Consider the following 16,179-nt stretch of genomic DNA (forward strand, 5'->3'; position numbering starts at 1 on the left):
AAAAAATAAAGAAATTTAAAGCCTAAGAGAGATAATATCAAACGATCAATCTATATATCGATTATATTATTTTACATTTAATCGATATAACGATAAAATTAAAACATAGGAGGTATCTCAAAGTGAAAATTATAAAATTATTACGGCAAGAAAAAAACATCAGTCAAAATAAACTGGCTAGGATTGCAGGAATCTCACAATCTTTATTGAGTGATATTGAATCTGATAAAGTAAGTCCTACAATCGATAAATTAAAAAGCATATCTCAAGCTTTACAAGTACCAGTAAGTAAGCTACTAGAGCTAGACGAAACAGATTCAACTCAAAAGGAAGTAGTATAGCCAACTCATTTAATTAAATATAGCAAATTTAAAGGTAGATATAAATATGGTAAAATCTACATTTCAAAAAATATCTATCAGAGATTCTACAGCGAAGGGAGGTGACAGAAAGAATGATAGGAACTGCGATAAAGGAAGCTAGGGAAGAAAGGGGGATGACACAGGAGCAGTTGGGTCAGATGAGTTTTTTATCAGACAAGACAATTTCAGCAATAGAAACAGGCGGAAGAAATCTTACAAAAGATAATTTGAGGATTATATGCAAGGAGTTGGACAATCCCTTTATATATTTTCAAGCCGTTAGTGAAGTAACAGGAGATGTATTTAATATTAATTGGCTGGATGGAGAAGCTGCCGACTTGCACAGGGCAGCAGTAAGAGAAAAAGCGATAGAAGAACTTGATGAAGCAATACAGGCTATATCTTTGGTCAAAACTTCTAAAAATCCAAAGACATGCACTATGGAAGATGTTCAAAACATAGTTGAAAGCATTCAAGAAACCATAGATGTATATAATGCAAGTGCAATTTATATAGCAGTTATGTGTAAGGAATTTAATTTAAACATTCAGGAGATGTTTAAAGTTCAGAAAGAAAAGCTCATTAGTAGAAAATACATCAAAAGATAGGAGGTACTTATATGTATTCAGCAATTGTATCACTACCGAAGGACAGGACAGAACTTGTTAAGAAGTTTTCTATACTTCTTGCAGATGCAGTATCAGAAGAGTTAACACACGACGAACTTGGGTATCTGATATCTGAATTTGATAGGAGACAGGGAAGTAAAGAAAGGTAGGCGACAAAATGACAAACCTAAGAAAACTGTCCAAAAGGCAGGAGGAAGTACTAAGAGATATGGGTAAAAACCCAAAGGACTACTTAAGGTTTTCACAGGATATGGAGAGCTTCACACCAGTGGATGTCAAGACTAAAAAGGTACTTAAGGCGATTAGGTATTAGGGAGGGAGGAATAAAATGTTCAATCAACGATATAGAGCTTATCTCAAGGCTACAGGTACAGACCCAAGTAAGGTAAGAGGATATCAATATATACTTTGGGTGAATGATATGTGGTATGAGTTTATGAAGGAGAAAGGCATTAAGGATGACTATAACTTAAACGGAAGATTTGGGTCTGAATTTGATAATTGGTTGGAAAGGAGAATAGGTGCATGATAAGAAAATTATTCCAAGATTCCGGCATTCAAGTGACTGACCAAGAGTTCAAAGAAATAATGCAAATTACCACAGACGACATAAGGGAAAACAGGGTTAAGTTCGGTAAAAAGACAAGCTTGCAGCAGATGTTTACTATTGCGAAAAGAAGTTTAAAAGTGCTGATGAGTGCTTGAAGGAGGCCAATAGATGAGAGATAAGAAGTTTGTAAAGCTGCAGAAGGAAAACAAAAATCTAAAAGCACTTTTAGAAGAAAGCTTTGATTTTATAGAATTCTACAGAGAAAGAGCAAGGTACTTGGAAGGCGTGTACAAGCAGTTGGATATTAAGAAGGATTAGGAGGCGTAGCAGATGCAAAGAGAAATTAAATTCAGAGGAATTGTCATAGACAATGGGAAGCATGTTGTTGAAAAAAATGAATTTAGGAAGCTATTAAAAAATGGCGAGTGGGCAACAGGCCAAATGTTTTCAAATAAAGGACAATTCTTTATTGGATGGTTTGGAATTTGGTATGAGGTTAATCACGAAACAATAGGTCAGTATACAGGCTTGAAGGACAAGAACAACAGGGAGATATATGAGGGCGATATATTGCAAGTCTTTTATGGAAAAGAAAATACACCACTTACAACAACCAAAGTGTATTTTGATGAAGAAGGATATTGGGATTCAAAAAATTTATCAGAGAAGAATCCTTTTAAGGTATGCTATGCCGGATTTGATAAATGTGAGGTTATAGGCAACATTTATTCTAATCCAGAACTTTTAAAAGAAGGTGAGTAATATGGATGCACTTACAGTAAAGAAACTTAGAGAGTGCGAACTGGATAACAATGGAGAACTTTATGATCCGGTATCTGGGGAGACCTTTAAGGATATTGATGCGCTTACAGATGAAGAAGTAAAAATATTTGTGGAGGGATAGAATATGTGGATTAGATCACAAGACAAGAAAGCTATGGTCAAAATACAGGCGACGAATATCAATTACAATCAGCCAGGGCAAATACTAGGATGGATTCCACCCTTTGATACATTGGATTCATGCTTTATATTAGGGGATTATGGCACTGACAAAAGAGCTATTGAGGTATTGGATGAAATACAAAATGAAATTTCAAATTGTGTAGAATTTACACACACAACAAAGTTTTTATCTAAATCAGAAGGTAATGTTAGTAACACATCTACCTCATATATTGTTTATCAAATGCCAGAGAAATAAAAAAGGCCCTCGCCAAAGGGCACAAAATTAAATTTATATCATCCCCATTCTACCGCAGAATGGGGGAAAAATCAAATATGGGAGAGAATGATATATGATTTCTTTATATATTATGTAGTAGTGCGATTTATGTGAGTAGTATTTATTACTTCTATAGAAAAAAGTAAATATGTAGGAGGTGCAAAAGTTGTACAAGGTGTTGACCAAAACTAAAGATATGACAGAAATAGAATGGCTAAAGAGCAGACAGCAAGGGATTGGAGGCTCTGATGCAGGGGCAATCCTTGGAGTGAATAATTATAAAACGCCCTTTGATGTATATATTGATAAAACTCAAGACATAGTTGAACCAAACTGTTGATTTACACTTTGTTTTCTCCTACTTTTTTCAAACTATTTTATCCTGGCCCAATATAGATTTTCACAATAGAATATCCTTTAATCACAATAAATTAACCAACTTTTGCAAGCAAATTTAACCTATATAAGAAAAAGAGCAGATAACTGCTCTAATAAATTGTGTATTTCTTCAAAGTTTAATATATCTATTATGGAAACAAAGGTACTTTATTTACGAATTCCTCAATTAAATAAGATTTATCTCATTTTGCGCTAACATTACTGTTTCTGTATCAATAACTTTTAAGTTTTTTTGATAGCCTATCATTAAACATTTTTCAATAAGAAAATTTAGTATTCTTGTAGAACCATTACAACAAGAATTTACAGCTTCTAAAGCGTTATCGTTAAATATTTCAGTGAACACTCCACAAAGCTTTAGCCTTGAAGAAATATACTCAATAACTTCTTCTTTGGATATTCCTTCATAGTTATAGTTAATTACAATTCTTTGTTTTAAGGCTTCATGGATTTGTTTTGAAAGTATGTTGTTTAAAAGAGGTTGTCCGCAAAGTATTAGCACAGCATAATTTCTAGAGTCCATATCAAAATTTAATAGTAATTTAAGGTCATTTAAAACCTCTGTTTTCAAGTATTGTGCCTCATCTACAATAATTACAGGTGTGATTTTTTTATCCCTACATAATGAAATAATTCTTTCCTGGATTGCTTTAAACAGATCTATTTTCTTTGAATAGATTTCTACACCTAAGCCGTAGGCGAGGGATTTATAAAATTCCAATACTGTAACAGTAGATAGTGTTAGATAAATAACTTTGTATAAATTTGAGTTCAATGAATTTGTAAAACATCGTAAAGTATAGGTCTTTCCTATGCCTGACTGACCTGTAAATAGTCCTATTCCTTTAATATTTTTAAGATGCTCTAATCGTGACATTGCCTGTGAAAAATCTTGAGATTGAAAAAAGTTTTTTTCGCTTAAGCCTTTCTCAAAGGGATTAAACTCCATTCCCCAATAAGCTTTATACATTTTATTCTCCTCCATTGACTTTAGAATAATCTATAACATTTCTCTTAATCTTTGAATTATCAACCTTTTTTAATGGATAAACTGTATCGCATATATTATTGTCTTTGTCAAAAATGAATGCCTTATTTAAATCTATAGGTGAGTACCTTAAATTAATTCTTTGCCCTATATACTTTGCAGGAACTTCAAATTGAAGACAATTTAATTTAATTGTAGCGTCATTACTAACCTTTCTACTTACTCGATGTAGAAAATGGTTATCTAATTCTTCATGTGGTATAAATTTCATTTTATCCATATCTTGAATATATCTTTCTCTAGGGGTTATACTTAAAGAGGAGTGAATACAATTGATATATTTCTCATTTAAGTATTTATTGAAATCTATATTTAAGGCTTCTAACGAAGTGTAATCATTCCAATTGATGCCATTCATCCAGTTATCTTTTATAGTTCTAAAGGACCTTTCTATTTTACCTTTTGACTCTGGACTGTAAGCCTTTGTATGAATTAACTCAATTCCTAAAGAAGCACAAATTAGCTGTAACTGATCATTTTTATAGGTTCCTCCATTATCTACAAATAGTCTTTTAGGAATTCCATATTTTGAAACAGCTTTTTTAAATACAGTCTGCATATTCACCGCATTGTCTTGAAAAAAAAATTCACCATGAAGTATTAGCCGGGAGGCATCATCGATAAAGCTTATCAAGAAAGTTTTCTTCTTTTGTTGTCCAGTAACCTTAATAATAGGGCCATAGGAAGTGTCTGACTGCCAACAATCGTTTGCAAACTCCATTTCATAAGCTTTTCTATCTACAGGAGCTAATTGGCTTCTTTTCAAGTTATTTTCCCTTATGTATCTTAAAACTGTTGCTAAAGAAGTTTTACTCTCTTTAACATATCCTTCTTCAATAAGCTTTTGATAAACTAAGCTTCCTGTTATATAGGGTAATCTTTCTTTTAATTCATGAATTTTTGCAATAGCATTAGCATCAATATTTCTAGGTTGTCCTACATCGGCTCTCGCCTTAGGTATAAGTGCATCAAAACCACCATGTTTATAATTTAGAAACCACTTTTTTATGGTTCCAGAGGAAATTTTAATGTTATGTCCATTTGGTAAAGTATGTTCTTTAGACGCAATATCTCTAAAAAATTGATTTTTAGAAGCAGCTTCATAAGTTTCATTTACTAAAGGAGCTATTAAAGAGAATCTAAAAAGAGCTATGGCTTGTTTTCCTTTATCTTTCACAATGAAAAACCTCCTTAAAATATATTTGATTTGATATTACCAGGACAAGCTATCAAATTCTATTCAAGAGTTATGTGGGTTGGAAAAAGTACTCAGTAGAAGCCCCCAATATAAATTGGACGAGGTAAAACATTTTGAAACTTAAGCATTAGAAATATCCACTGAGAGTTAAAGAAATATTGGTATAAAAAGTTCCCATTCAATTGATAGTTGGCAATTGCGGGTACTATCGCATCTAGAGTAGAAGCCATGGAGGAGCTTAGGCTTCTTAAAACAGATTTACAAGAATTAAGAAATGATGAAAGTTTTGATATAAACACATAAATGACTTGAAAAGAAATAGAGAAATTCGAACTTATTTCCTTAACTTTATGCTGCTTAGAATAATATGCTGTTAGAACCTTTAAAATAAATGAAAAAGAATAAATACAATAAGGTATAATATCATTGGGCAAAATAGCGTGAGTGCTCCTACATGAAGAGCATTTAACCCTTAAAATAAGCATCTTTCTATCTTGTATATTGTCAAATTCATCAATAAGGAAGACATTTCTTTCGTAGCAGCCATGTCTAGTTAAGGAATGTTTTGCGCCACACTTTGGACAAGTATAAATAATAATTGAATAATTTTTTAAAATCCTATCATCATAATTATTGAAATTTACTGTAAAATCTATTATCATAATATTATTGGTTTGAACTATCTTTATAGTTCTATTCAGATTTGGAGAAGTAACTTTGATCGGTGGCTTCTCCATTTCTTATTTTATATCAAAAACAAAGGATAAAAGAATGTTAGATATATTTCTCATATTCTTTTATCCTTTTTTCATTCTAGTGGTTAAATTAATTTGAAATAATAACTGATATTTGAGAGCGTGTAAAATACAAATCTACACCAAACGAACAAAGTGAAGCTGCTTATTGGGGGATAGTGCTTGAACCTATGGTAGCAAAAAGATTTTCAAAAGAAACTGGTAAAAAAGTAAGGAAGAGAAATGCAATACTTCAAAGTATAAAATATCCTTTTATGACTGCAAATTTAGATAGAGAAATAGTTGGAGAGAAATCATTGCTAGAATGTAAAACTACAAATGCATATCTGGTTAAGGGCTGGGAAAGTGAAGAAATACCAGTAAGCTATCTGGCACAGGTTATGCACTATCTGGCTGTTACAGGGGATGAAAAGGCATATATAGCCGTGCTTATAGGCGGACAAAAGTTTATATACAAGGAAGTCCAAAGAGATGAGGAACTTATAAACATAATTGTGGCCAAAGAAAAAGACTTCTGGGAAAACAATGTACTTAAAAGAGTGCCGCCTAAGTTGGATGGTTCTGATGCGGCAGAAAGATATTTAAAAGAAAGATTCAAGGACTCAGCTCCGGGGACGGTTGTAAATTTAAAATCTGAATATAAGGACAAGATTAGAGATTACCTTGAACTTAAAAATACAATAAAAACCCTTGAGCTGCAGGCAAAAGAAATTGAAAACAATATAAAACTTGAGCTAGGCGAGGCAGAGATTGGGTATGCACATAAATATGAAATTGACTGGAAGAGTATAACTGCTAATAAATTTGACAATAAAAGATTTAAGAAGGACCATCCGGAACTATTTAAGCAATATTTGAATACCAGTTCCTATAGAAAATTCAGTATCAAGGAGGTACAAGCATAATGGGAAATCCAGCATTTAGAACGCTTATAAATAGCTTTAATGCTCAATTGAAGACTATGAATAATGAAGATTTTAAATTATATGATCCAAGCGATTGTGAGTATTTTATAGATTCTATATATTATGACAGTGATAAAGATAAAATAATGTGCAAGTTTAAGGAGGATAAAGAACAATGGCAACAACAGAGAGTTTAAAAAAGCAGCTTATAAAAAAAGAGTCTAAACCACCAAAAGATCCTTTTAAAGCACTTGTCTATTCGGCGGGGATAAAGAAAAGGTTTGAGGATATGCTGGATAAACAGGCAAATGGATTTATAACAAGTTTACTTAATTTAAAGCAGGATAAATTAAAAGGCTGTGATGACATGACAGTCTTGGGAAGTGCCTTAAAGGCAGCTTCCTTGAAATTACCCATAGATCCTAATCTGGGCTTTGCATGGATAATACCTTTTAAAAACCATGGAAAATTAGAAGCACAGTTTCAGATAGGATACAGAGGGTTTATACAGATGGCCCAGAGGTCTGCACGATATGAAAAGCTAAATGTAATAGAAATTTATGAAGGACAACTTAAGAGTTTTAATCCACTTACAGAAGAAATAAAACTTGATTTTGATGATAAACAATCAGATGCAGTTATAGGGTATGCGGGATTCTTTAGGCTGCTAAATGGATTTGAAAAAATAGTGTACTGGAATAAAGAAAAGGTAACAGCTCATGCGAGGAGATTCAGCAAGAGTTTTGAAAAAGGACCATGGCAGACAGATTTTGATACAATGGCCAAGAAAACAGTACTTAAAAACATGCTTTCAACTTGGGGGATTTTAAGTATTGATATGCAGGAAGCAATTACAAGCGACAGTAAAATAATTAGAACTAATGAGGACAATTATGAGGTACCTGAAGAGTGGCAGGAAGATGAACAAGAGTTGGATGCCACAGACGTCGAGTATACGGAAGCAGAAGAAGAAAATAAGCAACAGGATGAGAAGGATATATACAAAGGCACACCATTTGCCGAAGATATGGAAATTTAGAATACTTTAGAGATTACAAAGCAGGACTGCCGGTACCGATCTGGCAGGCTGCTTAAAATTCCAATATGTCCAGTAATTTATTTTAGTAGAAAAGGTGAGATTATGGCAGAGATTAAGTGGATTAAGATAACAACAACAATGTTTGATGATGAAAAAATTAAATTAATAGATGCAATGCCTGAACGTGACACTATATTTTACATATGGATGCGTCTTTTAGTGCAGGCAGGCAAGACAAATGCAGGAGGGTATATATTCCTTACAGAGGATATGCCTTACACTGATGAAATGCTATCAACAATCTTCAATAGGCCTCTTAATACTGTTAGGCTTGCCTTGGATACTCTAAAGAATTTTGGAATGATTGAAAGATCTGAAAACAATGATTTAAAAATAACTAATTGGGATAAACATCAAAATGTAGAAAGTATGGACAAAATCAGGGAAGGAAATAGGCTTAGAAAACAAAGGCAAAGGGAAAAAGAAAAACAGCAAAAGCTACTGGAAGAATCAAAATCTAGTGAAAAGGATGTGACAGAAAAAACGGAACATGAACCGTCACAAAATAGTCACGCAATGTCACGTGACAGTCACGTTATAGAAAGAGAGAGAGAAGAAGAAAGAGATCTAGATAAAGATAATAAGAGAGAGAGTAGAGAGAAAAGAGATCTCTCTCTTGATAATAAAGCACTAGAACTTTGTAAATATTACGAGACATTAAAACCAGGTGAAAATATAACTGCACACTTAGCAGCTTTAAAGATTTTTATAAACAAATATGGCTATGACTGGTGCAAAGAAGCACTACAGGTTATAGTCAAGAATAAAAATAAGTTTATTTTAGGCTACATGGAGAAGATTTTAAAAAATTGGCTTGTGGAAGGGAAAAGTGAAGTTAAGAAAAGTGCCCCTAACAACTTCAAGGGCAGAAATTATAGCAAAGACCAGATAAAAGACCTGGAGAATAAACTTCTAGGATTGGAGGACGGTGGATAGTGAAACTTAAGAATTTAAGCAACATAAAGTGGATTGGCGGCAAACATGGCAAGGAAGAACGGTACTTGGAGCTTATGCCTAAGCATAAAATATTTGCGGATTGTACTTTTGGGAGTGGAGCTGTGACTTTTTACAAGAGTGTCAAGTCTCCGGCCAAAATAACGGTTGTCAATGATAAAAATGATGAGCTTATAAACTACATGCTTGTTTTACGAGATAGACCGGAAGAATTATTCCATGCATGTGATGGGCTGCCATATAGCGAAGCTCTTTATAAAAAATACAAATGGGACCCCCTACCTGAGGACAGTTTAGAAAGAGCTGTCAGGTTTTTCTACAAGATGCGACTAACATTTTCAGGAGGAGGACACAAGTATAGAAATGGGTTGGGGCTTTCAAAGACCTGTGATAAGGCTAAGCAACTAAGGTCTGCAGTTAACTTAATACCTAAGATGGCCCAAATAATCAAAACATGGAATATACTGTGCAGGGATTTTGAAGAGGTAATTGATTTCTACGATACGGAAGAAACACTGTTCTTCCTGGATCCTCCCTATGTGGGATATGAAAATATTTATGCAGGTGGATTCCAGCCAGAGGACCATGTAAGGCTTAGAAAAGTGATTGAAGGAATAAAGGGAAAAGCTATGGTTTGTTATTATCCGGATCCATTGATTGATGAATTATATTCTGGGTGGTACAGGGTTGAATACAATACAGCTTCACAGATTGAGGTTAGAAGTGATGGAGATAAGTGTCCGATCCGGACCGAATTAATTCTCATGAACTATAGACCTCAGGTAGAGGAACAAATGAAAATTGTTTGATTGAGGTGATAAAAATGGCAGTTGCATTCGAAAAAACGAAAGAAACCCTTGACTTTGTAAGAGATAACTGGGAAATTATGCCCAAAAAGGATATGGCAAAGAAATTAGGGTGCAGTACTTCTCTTGTGAGTGTGATAGGTCTGAATTAGGTTTACCCATCCAGCGTAAGCTACCCACGCTTTCTAGGGATTCATTCTATACCACAGATAGTATTCGGAGGATGAGAAAGAATTTTAGAATAGAGGAGAAGATAACTCTAAAGGTGCAACGCAGTCGTGGAAAATATAAACTCATAAAAGGGGTTGTGGCCGACAAGACGGACTATTTGGTATTGGTCAAGTGGAAAAAGTATGAAGAAGACCGGCGGGAAAGTTTTAGGTATGCGGAGTTCTGCGTGGGAGAGGTGCAGGTTGTGTAATTGTATAAATAATAGCCAATTTAAGCCATAAACATAGCAAATCCCAAAGAAAAGGGGACGAGCAGAATTAATCATTTGGAAATCAGGATAGGTTTAAAAGGGCTGTATGAGAGTTTTAGAGTAATAGTATTTTAGTAAAGTAGGTGGATGATATGGGTAATAAAGAAAAATGTTTTAAGTATTTTGGCGAGCATAAGGAACTATCTAAGAAAGAGTTGATTAATAGAGTAGCTAAGGAATTTAAAATAACTCATATGACAGCCGAGAGTTATTACTACAAGTGGAAAGGTGAAAATTTAAGCTCTCTTGATGAAGTGGCAGAGAAAGCAGTGGAACAGATATGGGGAGAAAGTGAGAAAAAAGAGGAAAAAGATTTATGCAAAGCAATTAAGCCTTTACCAGTTGAAAATGTAGAAAAAGAAAAGAAGCCGATTGTGGGAACCAAGAAATCAGATGATAAGCCAGTGAAGAATCCAGAGGTTAAGGAGAAGGCTAGAAGATTAAAAATTACTGAAATAAAAGGCGTAGCTATGAATTACACCATAGACCAAGGTAAAATAACCATGCATAAATCCCAAGGCGATTCTGGAACTATAAGGGCGGAAGAACTGGAAGATTTGATACTGGATTTGCAGGAGCTTAAGGAAGTGGTTATGTGAGAAGTAAATACAATGCTAAAAAAATAACGGTTGATGGCATAACCTTTGATTCAAAAGATGAAGCCAGGTATTATGAATATCTGAAAAAACTTAAGGCCAAGGGTGAAATAGAAAATTTTGAGTTGCAGCCTAAGTTTACTCTTATACCGGCTTTTGAATATAAGGGTAAAAAGGAAAGACCGGCCACATATACTTTGGATTTTTTAATATACAACCTTGATGGTACGGAAACTTATGTTGATGTTAAAGGTGACAGTACACCACAAGGAGAGCTTAAATTTAAAATGCTTAAATATCTTCATCCAACTATGGATTTCAAGTGGATTTCAAGAAGCCTAAAGTACAGTGAAAGTGGCTGGATAGATTTCAAGGAACTCCAGAAAAAAAGAAGGGAGAGTAAGAAGGATGCCTAGAATAAAGATAATTGACGACCGCACTGGTAATGTAAAAGAAATAGAATGTTTGGGATTTAATCTTCAGTATGTTCAATCCACTGGGAATGGAATAATACAAAAGATAAGAGAGCTAAATAACGGAAAATATGATTCTAGACATTGGATAAAGAATGAATTCTATGCTCCTCTGGCTCAAAAAATAAAAGACAAGTTCAAAGAGAAGGTACCTGAATTTACAAGTATAAATATAAATAAGATTTTATTCATTGAGGATACAGACTATATGGGAGATGAATTAAAGCGTGATGATGATGTAATGTGGATTAAGAAAGCTCCAAAGCAGCTAACACTGCTTACAGGATATGAATTCATCATTGAGAGCAGGGAATTCTGGACGGAGAGAATCTCTAAAGAACAGATAATTGCATTGATTTATAGTTGCCTAAAGCAAATAGATGGGGACAAACTAAGGACACCTGATGTAAAAGGATGGAAAGAGATAATAGGGACCATGGGTTATGGATGGGAAACTACCATGAGCCCGATACCCAATATACTTGATGGGTTTGATGATAGTGATTTCAGTATACTTAAAAAGGCAGATAGGCAAGTGAGTATATTTGATAAAGCTAATTGATTGGAGGTGTGAGGCCATGACACCAAATGAAGTAATTCATAGACTGACAATTAGATTTAATCTTGATTTGAAACAAAGGTCAGAACTCAGGGAAGTCATAAAAGATATTGCCAGGGTTAAATCTTGTGACACTAAAAATGCTGCAGAGGAAGTAAGGACGTTAATGGAAAATAAGCATAAAAGTATTGCTGAGATAAGAGAAATTTATGGTATTCAAAAGTTATGTTTTTTAAAAGAGTTTTCGCCGGATGATGCGAGTTGAAGATATGGAGGAGAGTATTATGCTTGATACTGCAACGGTAACATTGTCATATAAGGAATTTAAGGAATTAGTGGACAAGGCTAATAGAGCAGAAAAACAGGAAAAGGAAATTTTGAAGTTAGAGGAAGAAATTGAAAATAGAGACGAAAGAAAAGCGTTAGATAGTATAGTGGATATCTTATTTAAGGCCAATGATAGTAAAACAGCAAAGGAAAAACAAGCCTACATCAGAGAATGTTTGGAAATATATTGCAAGACGTTTGATATATCCTTAGAGGAATTACTTAGATAAGGAGATGAAAGTATTGAAACTAAAGCTAATGGTGCTTAGAAAATTGGTAAACCATAAAGGTGAAAAGATAGATAATAGGACAATGACCTGGGATAAATGGAAAGAGACATTATTAGGAGAGGTGAAGGAGCTGTGTGAAGCTCTCTCCTCTGGAAATAAGAAAGACATAATGGAAGAGGTTTTAGATGTTATTCAGGTGTGTATTGGAATGTTGGCCAAGCTTTTCAGAGAAGGGATGGTAATAGAGCAGGGCATATATAGGCATAATAAAAAGCTTATAGATAGGGGCTGTGAAGCTTCTGGGGAGATTAGGTTTAATGTTAGTAGGAGGTAGGGGGAAAATGAAATTATTAATTGGCAAAATTAAGAATGATTGCAGTGAAGACTTGCAGGAACTAAGAGGAATTAAGCTAGTGGGATTTACAATAGACGAGGAAGATAAGAAATTACATGGAATCCATCCTATAAATTTAGGTGATATGGAAAAATTTTATAAGTTTAGTTTTGAAGGGCTTAAAAATGATATATCAGAGGATTATGACTACTGTATATGGTATTTGCTTGGGGAAGATTGTGAATTTGTATCCAGTATAAATCTAAATGAATTAGAAGATATAAGAGAATTTACCAAGGAAGATGATGAACTGTATGGAAAGAATCTTGAAGAGTTTAAGAAAATACACCACTTTTATGATATGGAGCAGCGAATCAAAGATGAAGAAAAAGCTGAAAATAAAGCCAACGAAGAGTTCCTGAAAGAAAAGAAACAGAAAATTGAGGTGCGTGTTCGTGGTGAGACTGAAACAATAGATGCTGTGATATATAGGGGTTTTGGCATACACAATCCATTGGATATAGAAGATAGTTCTTTCAAAACCATAACAATTTTGGAAGGTGATAATAAAGGATTAGCTATGATACATTATTGCAAAACCTCAAAGTGTAAAACTTTAATTAACGAGATGAGAGAATCTATAGGAGATAAGGCTGTTGCAAATGAAGATAGGGTTAAGTTAGCTGAAATAGTGAAGAAATATTAGAAGTTGATACGTAATTCAAATATTATATGATAAACCCAAACACCGGGGATTTGAGCATCCCCGGCATAAGGATTAATTATGTTATACAATGGAACACAAAAATAGTATATGCAAAATTGGATTTATTATACAGGGAATTTAATATAGATTAGTTGAAATTTCAAGTAAAATTAAACACCGGGGATTATCCATCCCCGGCATGGTGAAAAAGCAATGGTTATGTTTAGAAAGTAAATAAAAAATGTAAAAGTTTTTATCGAAGAAGGGTTTACACAAATATAGGATATGTAAGATTAGGTTTATTATACTGGAAATAGGAGGGATTCCATGGAAGCATTGATAGCAGAACGTAAACATATAGATTTAAGCAAGCACTGTAAAATGAGATACGTGGAAAGGGTAAAGGGTATAACAGGTGACTTTGCTGTTCAAGAATATATGGTAGCCAATGATGAACGAATAACACAAGATGTAAACAAGATATTTACTTATTCTGATTTCGTGATAGAGGGTAAGATTGGTGAGGATAAGGTAGTCAGAAGATTTTACGTGAAGGATGATATACTCCTTGTTTTAAGTAAAGACGAGTCTGTAATTGTTACACTTATTAAAGTAGACTTTGGGTTCCCTGGAAAAACCAATAGAAATATTGTTAAGGACCTTCTGGAGGAAATAAATTTGTTAAGAGAGGATTTAGAGGAAGATGAAAAATCCATAATTGATTATGTAAATGCTAGAAGTTTGGAAAGAGAAAGATACTTTGATAGAATCCAGTTATTGCAGGAAGAGATTAATTCTCTTGATTTAAATATAAAACAAATTGATGTAGATATAGAAAAGAAGAGGGAGAGTACCAAGGTTCTGAAGCTTAAGTTGAAGGAGTATGTTAACATGATATGTAATTCTAGGGCTTTTAAGGATGATTTGAAACAGATGGGTAAGTAGAGGTATTGTAGCTTAAATAACATTTTAGGGGAGGAATTAAAATAATGGATGAAATAAAATTCATTGAGATGGAAGAGAAACTCCGAAATTATTTTAACAAGGATAAGAAAATTAGTGTACTTAATAAGAAGTTGGAAGTTCTAAGAAACCAGATAGATGTTATAGAGTACAAGCTTAAGAATGTTGCAGTAGACCTCCCTGAAGAATCCAGAGCAATGACATATGAAGAAAGAGTTCAGACAAGTCCTACAGGTGAAAGTTATGCCGAGAGGACTTTACTGCGTATAACGGATAAGTTACTCAAGGAGCAGTCATGGAAGAGGGAACAGGTGGCAGATATAGAGGAAACACTTAGAAATATGGAAGCTGATAATTCTGTTATTGAGGCTAATATTAAAGATTTAAGGATTGAGGACCAGGAGCTTTTGAAAGAGAAATATAAGTATAAAAAAACAGATTGGCAGGTGGGGATGAAATTTAATATGTCTCAAGGGGCAGTTACAAAGAGGCGGCATAGGTTGATTGAGAATATAGTTAATTGGGATATGTGGATTAGTGCCGTGAATTAGTATGGATGTGTTTATTTAATAGTAACGGTTTATTCATAAAATTAATATAATAATTGCAGTAAGTAATTGTTATATTAAGGAAGGTAAACTATGTTATCTAGTACTGAATTTATACAACAATCTTTGGGATTACATCTTTTTTTTGCAAGGATTATGAAAGAACATTCATTTTTTTTGGAAGTAAGTTTTACACAAAAGAACTCAAATCTTATACTTAAAGCAGATACGCTTAGGATGGAATTTGATAGACTTTTAGCAGATACAATAGCTCTTTCTAATGGTGTTGTTAGTTGTAGTGTATTACAGTCTGATGAAGTAATAACCCCATTTACTTTAAAAGCTGAAATGGCTTCAGCATATTTTACAGGAGTAAACATTTTAACTGATTTGACGAAGACAGAAGCAACATTGATGTGTAATGACTTAATGATAGTTAACCCCATCCTTGAACAAAGGGTATTTATGCTTAATCAAAGAGCTATGGAGCTGATTTCAACTTTAGTACAGTTTAAGTCCAGGATATTATCAGCAGTCATATCATGTAAGATATTCACAAGTAATTATCCTTTACTTATAGACCACATTTTAAGAGAAGCGAAGTTTTATCATAAGTTGATTCAAAAACTTCAAAATTGTGAAAATATGAACTTGGAAATGGAGGCTTATAAGCAAGAAGCTTTCTGGAACAGAATTATGGCCGAACATTCAAAATTTATTCGTGGACTTCTCGATCCAAGCGAAAATGAACTTATAAATACGGCAAATAATTTTGGAAATGAGTTTGATAAATTGACAAAAGAAGCGAAAGAAGCTATGGAAAAGACAATGCCAATTTCAAAAGTAACAGATGACAGCCTTAAAGCAACTATAGAAATTAGCAAATTTAAAGCACAAGGTACACAAGGATTGGTAAATTGTGAAATCAAATCCATAATAATACCGTTATTGGGTGATCATGTCTTACGAGAAGCAAATCACTATTTACGATTATTAAAAATATTTAAGAAAGCAAAAGTATAATAAAATATT

General features: G+C 33.6%; 29 protein-coding genes and 2 pseudogenes. 28 read left to right on the forward strand and 3 right to left on the reverse strand.

All coding sequences use genetic code 11. The features are described from left to right. Positions 1-122: 122 nt before the first annotated feature. The 11 genes from AB3K27_RS08300 (at position 123) to AB3K27_RS08350 (ending at position 3,106) form a co-directional block, all read left to right on the forward strand. The gene (locus tag AB3K27_RS08300) at positions 123-341 is read left to right on the forward strand and encodes a helix-turn-helix domain-containing protein (RefSeq protein ID WP_368490742.1); all 219 of its coding nucleotides are present in this window, start codon (positions 123-125) and stop codon (positions 339-341) included. Between the two features lie 113 nt (positions 342-454). Beyond that, on the forward strand, positions 455-970 hold the full coding sequence (locus AB3K27_RS08305; protein ID WP_368490743.1) for a helix-turn-helix domain-containing protein: 516 nt from the start codon (positions 455-457) through the stop codon (positions 968-970). 11 nt (positions 971-981) lie between these two features. Continuing rightward, entirely contained in the window at positions 982-1,140 is a 159-nt protein-coding gene (locus AB3K27_RS08310; protein WP_368490744.1) for a hypothetical protein, read from the forward strand. A gap of 8 nt (positions 1,141-1,148) precedes the next feature. Further along, positions 1,149-1,304 carry a hypothetical protein gene (locus AB3K27_RS08315; RefSeq protein ID WP_368490745.1) on the forward strand — a complete coding sequence of 52 codons (156 nt, stop codon included), beginning with the start codon at positions 1,149-1,151 and terminating at the stop codon, positions 1,302-1,304. A gap of 15 nt (positions 1,305-1,319) precedes the next feature. Next, on the forward strand, positions 1,320-1,520 hold the full coding sequence (locus tag AB3K27_RS08320; RefSeq protein WP_368490746.1) for a hypothetical protein: 201 nt from the start codon (positions 1,320-1,322) through the stop codon (positions 1,518-1,520). After that, positions 1,517-1,696, forward strand: coding sequence for a hypothetical protein (locus AB3K27_RS08325; RefSeq protein ID WP_368490747.1), 180 nt, complete (start codon positions 1,517-1,519; stop codon positions 1,694-1,696). Before AB3K27_RS08320 ends, AB3K27_RS08325 begins: the two co-directional genes overlap by 4 nt. A 13-nt stretch (positions 1,697-1,709) precedes the next feature. Beyond that, positions 1,710-1,859, forward strand: coding sequence for a hypothetical protein (locus tag AB3K27_RS08330; RefSeq protein WP_368489287.1), 150 nt, complete (start codon positions 1,710-1,712; stop codon positions 1,857-1,859). A 12-nt stretch (positions 1,860-1,871) separates the two neighbouring features. Then, the gene (locus tag AB3K27_RS08335) at positions 1,872-2,303 is read left to right on the forward strand and encodes a YopX family protein (RefSeq protein ID WP_368490748.1); all 432 of its coding nucleotides are present in this window, start codon (positions 1,872-1,874) and stop codon (positions 2,301-2,303) included. Between the two features lies 1 nt (position 2,304). Next, the gene (locus tag AB3K27_RS08340; RefSeq protein WP_368490749.1) at positions 2,305-2,445 is read left to right on the forward strand and encodes a hypothetical protein; all 141 of its coding nucleotides are present in this window, start codon (positions 2,305-2,307) and stop codon (positions 2,443-2,445) included. A 3-nt stretch (positions 2,446-2,448) separates the two neighbouring features. Next, positions 2,449-2,745 carry a hypothetical protein gene (locus tag AB3K27_RS08345; protein ID WP_368490750.1) on the forward strand — a complete coding sequence of 99 codons (297 nt, stop codon included), beginning with the start codon at positions 2,449-2,451 and terminating at the stop codon, positions 2,743-2,745. Between the two features lie 196 nt (positions 2,746-2,941). Further along, positions 2,942-3,106, forward strand: coding sequence for a YqaJ viral recombinase family protein (locus AB3K27_RS08350; RefSeq protein ID WP_368491202.1), 165 nt, complete (start codon positions 2,942-2,944; stop codon positions 3,104-3,106). Positions 3,107-3,331: 225 nt separating this feature from the next. On the opposite strand, the gene AB3K27_RS08355 is transcribed toward AB3K27_RS08350, so the two are convergent. From AB3K27_RS08355 to AB3K27_RS08365, 3 genes and pseudogenes are all read right to left on the reverse strand, one after another. Further along, on the reverse strand, positions 3,332-4,135 hold the full coding sequence (locus AB3K27_RS08355; RefSeq protein WP_368488020.1) for an ExeA family protein: 804 nt from the start codon (positions 4,133-4,135) through the stop codon (positions 3,332-3,334). A 1-nt stretch (position 4,136) separates the two neighbouring features. Beyond that, complete coding sequence (locus AB3K27_RS08360) at positions 4,137-5,390, reverse strand: DDE-type integrase/transposase/recombinase (protein WP_368488021.1); 1,254 nt, start codon at positions 5,388-5,390, stop codon at positions 4,137-4,139. A 386-nt stretch (positions 5,391-5,776) separates the two neighbouring features. Then, positions 5,777-6,148, reverse strand: a pseudogene (locus AB3K27_RS08365) (DUF6431 domain-containing protein); the annotation flags it as partial. Between the two features lie 143 nt (positions 6,149-6,291). Here AB3K27_RS08365 and AB3K27_RS08370 point away from each other — a divergent pair. The 17 genes and pseudogenes from AB3K27_RS08370 to AB3K27_RS08450 all read left to right on the forward strand — a co-directional run. Next, positions 6,292-7,071, forward strand: a pseudogene (locus tag AB3K27_RS08370) (YqaJ viral recombinase family protein); the annotation flags it as partial. Continuing rightward, positions 7,071-7,268: a hypothetical protein gene (locus AB3K27_RS08375; RefSeq protein ID WP_368489292.1), complete on the forward strand. Its 198-nt coding sequence runs from the start codon at positions 7,071-7,073 to the stop codon at positions 7,266-7,268. The pseudogene AB3K27_RS08370 and the gene AB3K27_RS08375, both read left to right, overlap by 1 nt. Further along, a complete protein-coding gene (locus tag AB3K27_RS08380) occupies positions 7,247-8,110 on the forward strand; it encodes a recombinase RecT (RefSeq protein ID WP_368490751.1) in 864 nt (287 codons plus the stop codon). The genes AB3K27_RS08375 and AB3K27_RS08380 overlap by 22 nt, the downstream gene beginning before the upstream one ends. 102 nt (positions 8,111-8,212) lie before the next feature. Further along, a complete protein-coding gene (locus tag AB3K27_RS08385; RefSeq protein ID WP_368490752.1) occupies positions 8,213-9,106 on the forward strand; it encodes a phage replisome organizer N-terminal domain-containing protein in 894 nt (297 codons plus the stop codon). Then, the gene (locus AB3K27_RS08390; RefSeq protein ID WP_368490753.1) at positions 9,106-9,933 is read left to right on the forward strand and encodes a DNA adenine methylase; all 828 of its coding nucleotides are present in this window, start codon (positions 9,106-9,108) and stop codon (positions 9,931-9,933) included. Before AB3K27_RS08385 ends, AB3K27_RS08390 begins: the two co-directional genes overlap by 1 nt. Before the next feature lie 14 nt (positions 9,934-9,947). Then, positions 9,948-10,082 carry a hypothetical protein gene (locus AB3K27_RS08395; RefSeq protein ID WP_368490754.1) on the forward strand — a complete coding sequence of 45 codons (135 nt, stop codon included), beginning with the start codon at positions 9,948-9,950 and terminating at the stop codon, positions 10,080-10,082. A gap of 71 nt (positions 10,083-10,153) precedes the next feature. After that, positions 10,154-10,351, forward strand: coding sequence for a hypothetical protein (locus AB3K27_RS08400; RefSeq protein ID WP_368490755.1), 198 nt, complete (start codon positions 10,154-10,156; stop codon positions 10,349-10,351). A 152-nt stretch (positions 10,352-10,503) separates the two neighbouring features. Then, a complete protein-coding gene (locus AB3K27_RS08405; protein ID WP_368490756.1) occupies positions 10,504-11,010 on the forward strand; it encodes a hypothetical protein in 507 nt (168 codons plus the stop codon). After that, positions 11,007-11,423 (forward strand): DUF1064 domain-containing protein, encoded by a 417-nt coding sequence (locus AB3K27_RS08410; protein ID WP_368490757.1) that lies wholly within the window; start codon positions 11,007-11,009, stop codon positions 11,421-11,423. Before AB3K27_RS08405 ends, AB3K27_RS08410 begins: the two co-directional genes overlap by 4 nt. After that, positions 11,416-12,042, forward strand: a complete 627-nt coding sequence (locus AB3K27_RS08415) for a putative metallopeptidase (RefSeq protein ID WP_368490758.1) — start codon at positions 11,416-11,418, stop codon at positions 12,040-12,042. Before AB3K27_RS08410 ends, AB3K27_RS08415 begins: the two co-directional genes overlap by 8 nt. A gap of 16 nt (positions 12,043-12,058) precedes the next feature. Further along, entirely contained in the window at positions 12,059-12,304 is a 246-nt protein-coding gene (locus AB3K27_RS08420; RefSeq protein ID WP_368490759.1) for a hypothetical protein, read from the forward strand. A 19-nt stretch (positions 12,305-12,323) separates the two neighbouring features. Next, a complete protein-coding gene (locus AB3K27_RS08425) occupies positions 12,324-12,596 on the forward strand; it encodes a hypothetical protein (protein ID WP_368490760.1) in 273 nt (90 codons plus the stop codon). Positions 12,597-12,600: 4 nt separating this feature from the next. Then, entirely contained in the window at positions 12,601-12,930 is a 330-nt protein-coding gene (locus AB3K27_RS08430) for a MazG-like family protein (protein ID WP_368490761.1), read from the forward strand. 7 nt (positions 12,931-12,937) lie between these two features. Beyond that, positions 12,938-13,636 (forward strand): hypothetical protein, encoded by a 699-nt coding sequence (locus tag AB3K27_RS08435; RefSeq protein WP_368490762.1) that lies wholly within the window; start codon positions 12,938-12,940, stop codon positions 13,634-13,636. Positions 13,637-13,963: 327 nt separating this feature from the next. Continuing rightward, complete coding sequence (locus AB3K27_RS08440) at positions 13,964-14,581, forward strand: hypothetical protein (protein WP_368490763.1); 618 nt, start codon at positions 13,964-13,966, stop codon at positions 14,579-14,581. Positions 14,582-14,625: 44 nt separating this feature from the next. Beyond that, positions 14,626-15,150, forward strand: a complete 525-nt coding sequence (locus tag AB3K27_RS08445) for a hypothetical protein (protein ID WP_368490764.1) — start codon at positions 14,626-14,628, stop codon at positions 15,148-15,150. A gap of 90 nt (positions 15,151-15,240) precedes the next feature. Then, positions 15,241-16,170, forward strand: coding sequence for a DUF2935 domain-containing protein (locus AB3K27_RS08450; RefSeq protein WP_368490765.1), 930 nt, complete (start codon positions 15,241-15,243; stop codon positions 16,168-16,170). Positions 16,171-16,179 lie beyond the last annotated feature (9 nt).

This window comes from Clostridium sp. BJN0013 (genome assembly GCF_040939125.1).
GTDB lineage: Bacteria > Bacillota > Clostridia > Clostridiales > Clostridiaceae > Clostridium_B.

Excerpts from the sequence above, each read along its gene's own strand:
- AB3K27_RS08345 (WP_368490750.1), top strand. The coding sequence starts at position 2,449 with ATGTGGATTAGATCACAAGACAAGAAAGCTATGGTCAAAATACAGGCG.
- AB3K27_RS08395 (WP_368490754.1), top strand. The coding sequence starts at position 9,948 with ATGGCAGTTGCATTCGAAAAAACGAAAGAAACCCTTGACTTTGTAAGA.
- AB3K27_RS08415 (WP_368490758.1), top strand. The coding sequence starts at position 11,416 with ATGCCTAGAATAAAGATAATTGACGACCGCACTGGTAATGTAAAAGAA.
- AB3K27_RS08380 (WP_368490751.1), top strand. The coding sequence starts at position 7,247 with ATGGCAACAACAGAGAGTTTAAAAAAGCAGCTTATAAAAAAAGAGTCT.
- AB3K27_RS08310 (WP_368490744.1), top strand. The coding sequence starts at position 982 with ATGTATTCAGCAATTGTATCACTACCGAAGGACAGGACAGAACTTGTT.
- AB3K27_RS08435 (WP_368490762.1), top strand. The coding sequence starts at position 12,938 with ATGAAATTATTAATTGGCAAAATTAAGAATGATTGCAGTGAAGACTTG.
- AB3K27_RS08450 (WP_368490765.1), top strand. The coding sequence starts at position 15,241 with ATGTTATCTAGTACTGAATTTATACAACAATCTTTGGGATTACATCTT.
- AB3K27_RS08305 (WP_368490743.1), top strand. The coding sequence starts at position 455 with ATGATAGGAACTGCGATAAAGGAAGCTAGGGAAGAAAGGGGGATGACA.
- AB3K27_RS08445 (WP_368490764.1), top strand. The coding sequence starts at position 14,626 with ATGGATGAAATAAAATTCATTGAGATGGAAGAGAAACTCCGAAATTAT.
- AB3K27_RS08405 (WP_368490756.1), top strand. The coding sequence starts at position 10,504 with ATGGGTAATAAAGAAAAATGTTTTAAGTATTTTGGCGAGCATAAGGAA.
- AB3K27_RS08330 (WP_368489287.1), top strand. The coding sequence starts at position 1,710 with ATGAGAGATAAGAAGTTTGTAAAGCTGCAGAAGGAAAACAAAAATCTA.
- AB3K27_RS08420 (WP_368490759.1), top strand. The coding sequence starts at position 12,059 with ATGACACCAAATGAAGTAATTCATAGACTGACAATTAGATTTAATCTT.
- AB3K27_RS08385 (WP_368490752.1), top strand. The coding sequence starts at position 8,213 with ATGGCAGAGATTAAGTGGATTAAGATAACAACAACAATGTTTGATGAT.
- AB3K27_RS08340 (WP_368490749.1), top strand. The coding sequence starts at position 2,305 with ATGGATGCACTTACAGTAAAGAAACTTAGAGAGTGCGAACTGGATAAC.
- AB3K27_RS08425 (WP_368490760.1), top strand. The coding sequence starts at position 12,324 with ATGCTTGATACTGCAACGGTAACATTGTCATATAAGGAATTTAAGGAA.
- AB3K27_RS08355 (WP_368488020.1), bottom strand. The coding sequence starts at position 4,135 with ATGTATAAAGCTTATTGGGGAATGGAGTTTAATCCCTTTGAGAAAGGC.
- AB3K27_RS08430 (WP_368490761.1), top strand. The coding sequence starts at position 12,601 with ATGAAAGTATTGAAACTAAAGCTAATGGTGCTTAGAAAATTGGTAAAC.
- AB3K27_RS08440 (WP_368490763.1), top strand. The coding sequence starts at position 13,964 with ATGGAAGCATTGATAGCAGAACGTAAACATATAGATTTAAGCAAGCAC.
- AB3K27_RS08315 (WP_368490745.1), top strand. The coding sequence starts at position 1,149 with ATGACAAACCTAAGAAAACTGTCCAAAAGGCAGGAGGAAGTACTAAGA.
- AB3K27_RS08325 (WP_368490747.1), top strand. The coding sequence starts at position 1,517 with ATGATAAGAAAATTATTCCAAGATTCCGGCATTCAAGTGACTGACCAA.
- AB3K27_RS08375 (WP_368489292.1), top strand. The coding sequence starts at position 7,071 with ATGGGAAATCCAGCATTTAGAACGCTTATAAATAGCTTTAATGCTCAA.
- AB3K27_RS08320 (WP_368490746.1), top strand. The coding sequence starts at position 1,320 with ATGTTCAATCAACGATATAGAGCTTATCTCAAGGCTACAGGTACAGAC.
- AB3K27_RS08400 (WP_368490755.1), top strand. The coding sequence starts at position 10,154 with ATGAGAAAGAATTTTAGAATAGAGGAGAAGATAACTCTAAAGGTGCAA.
- AB3K27_RS08335 (WP_368490748.1), top strand. The coding sequence starts at position 1,872 with ATGCAAAGAGAAATTAAATTCAGAGGAATTGTCATAGACAATGGGAAG.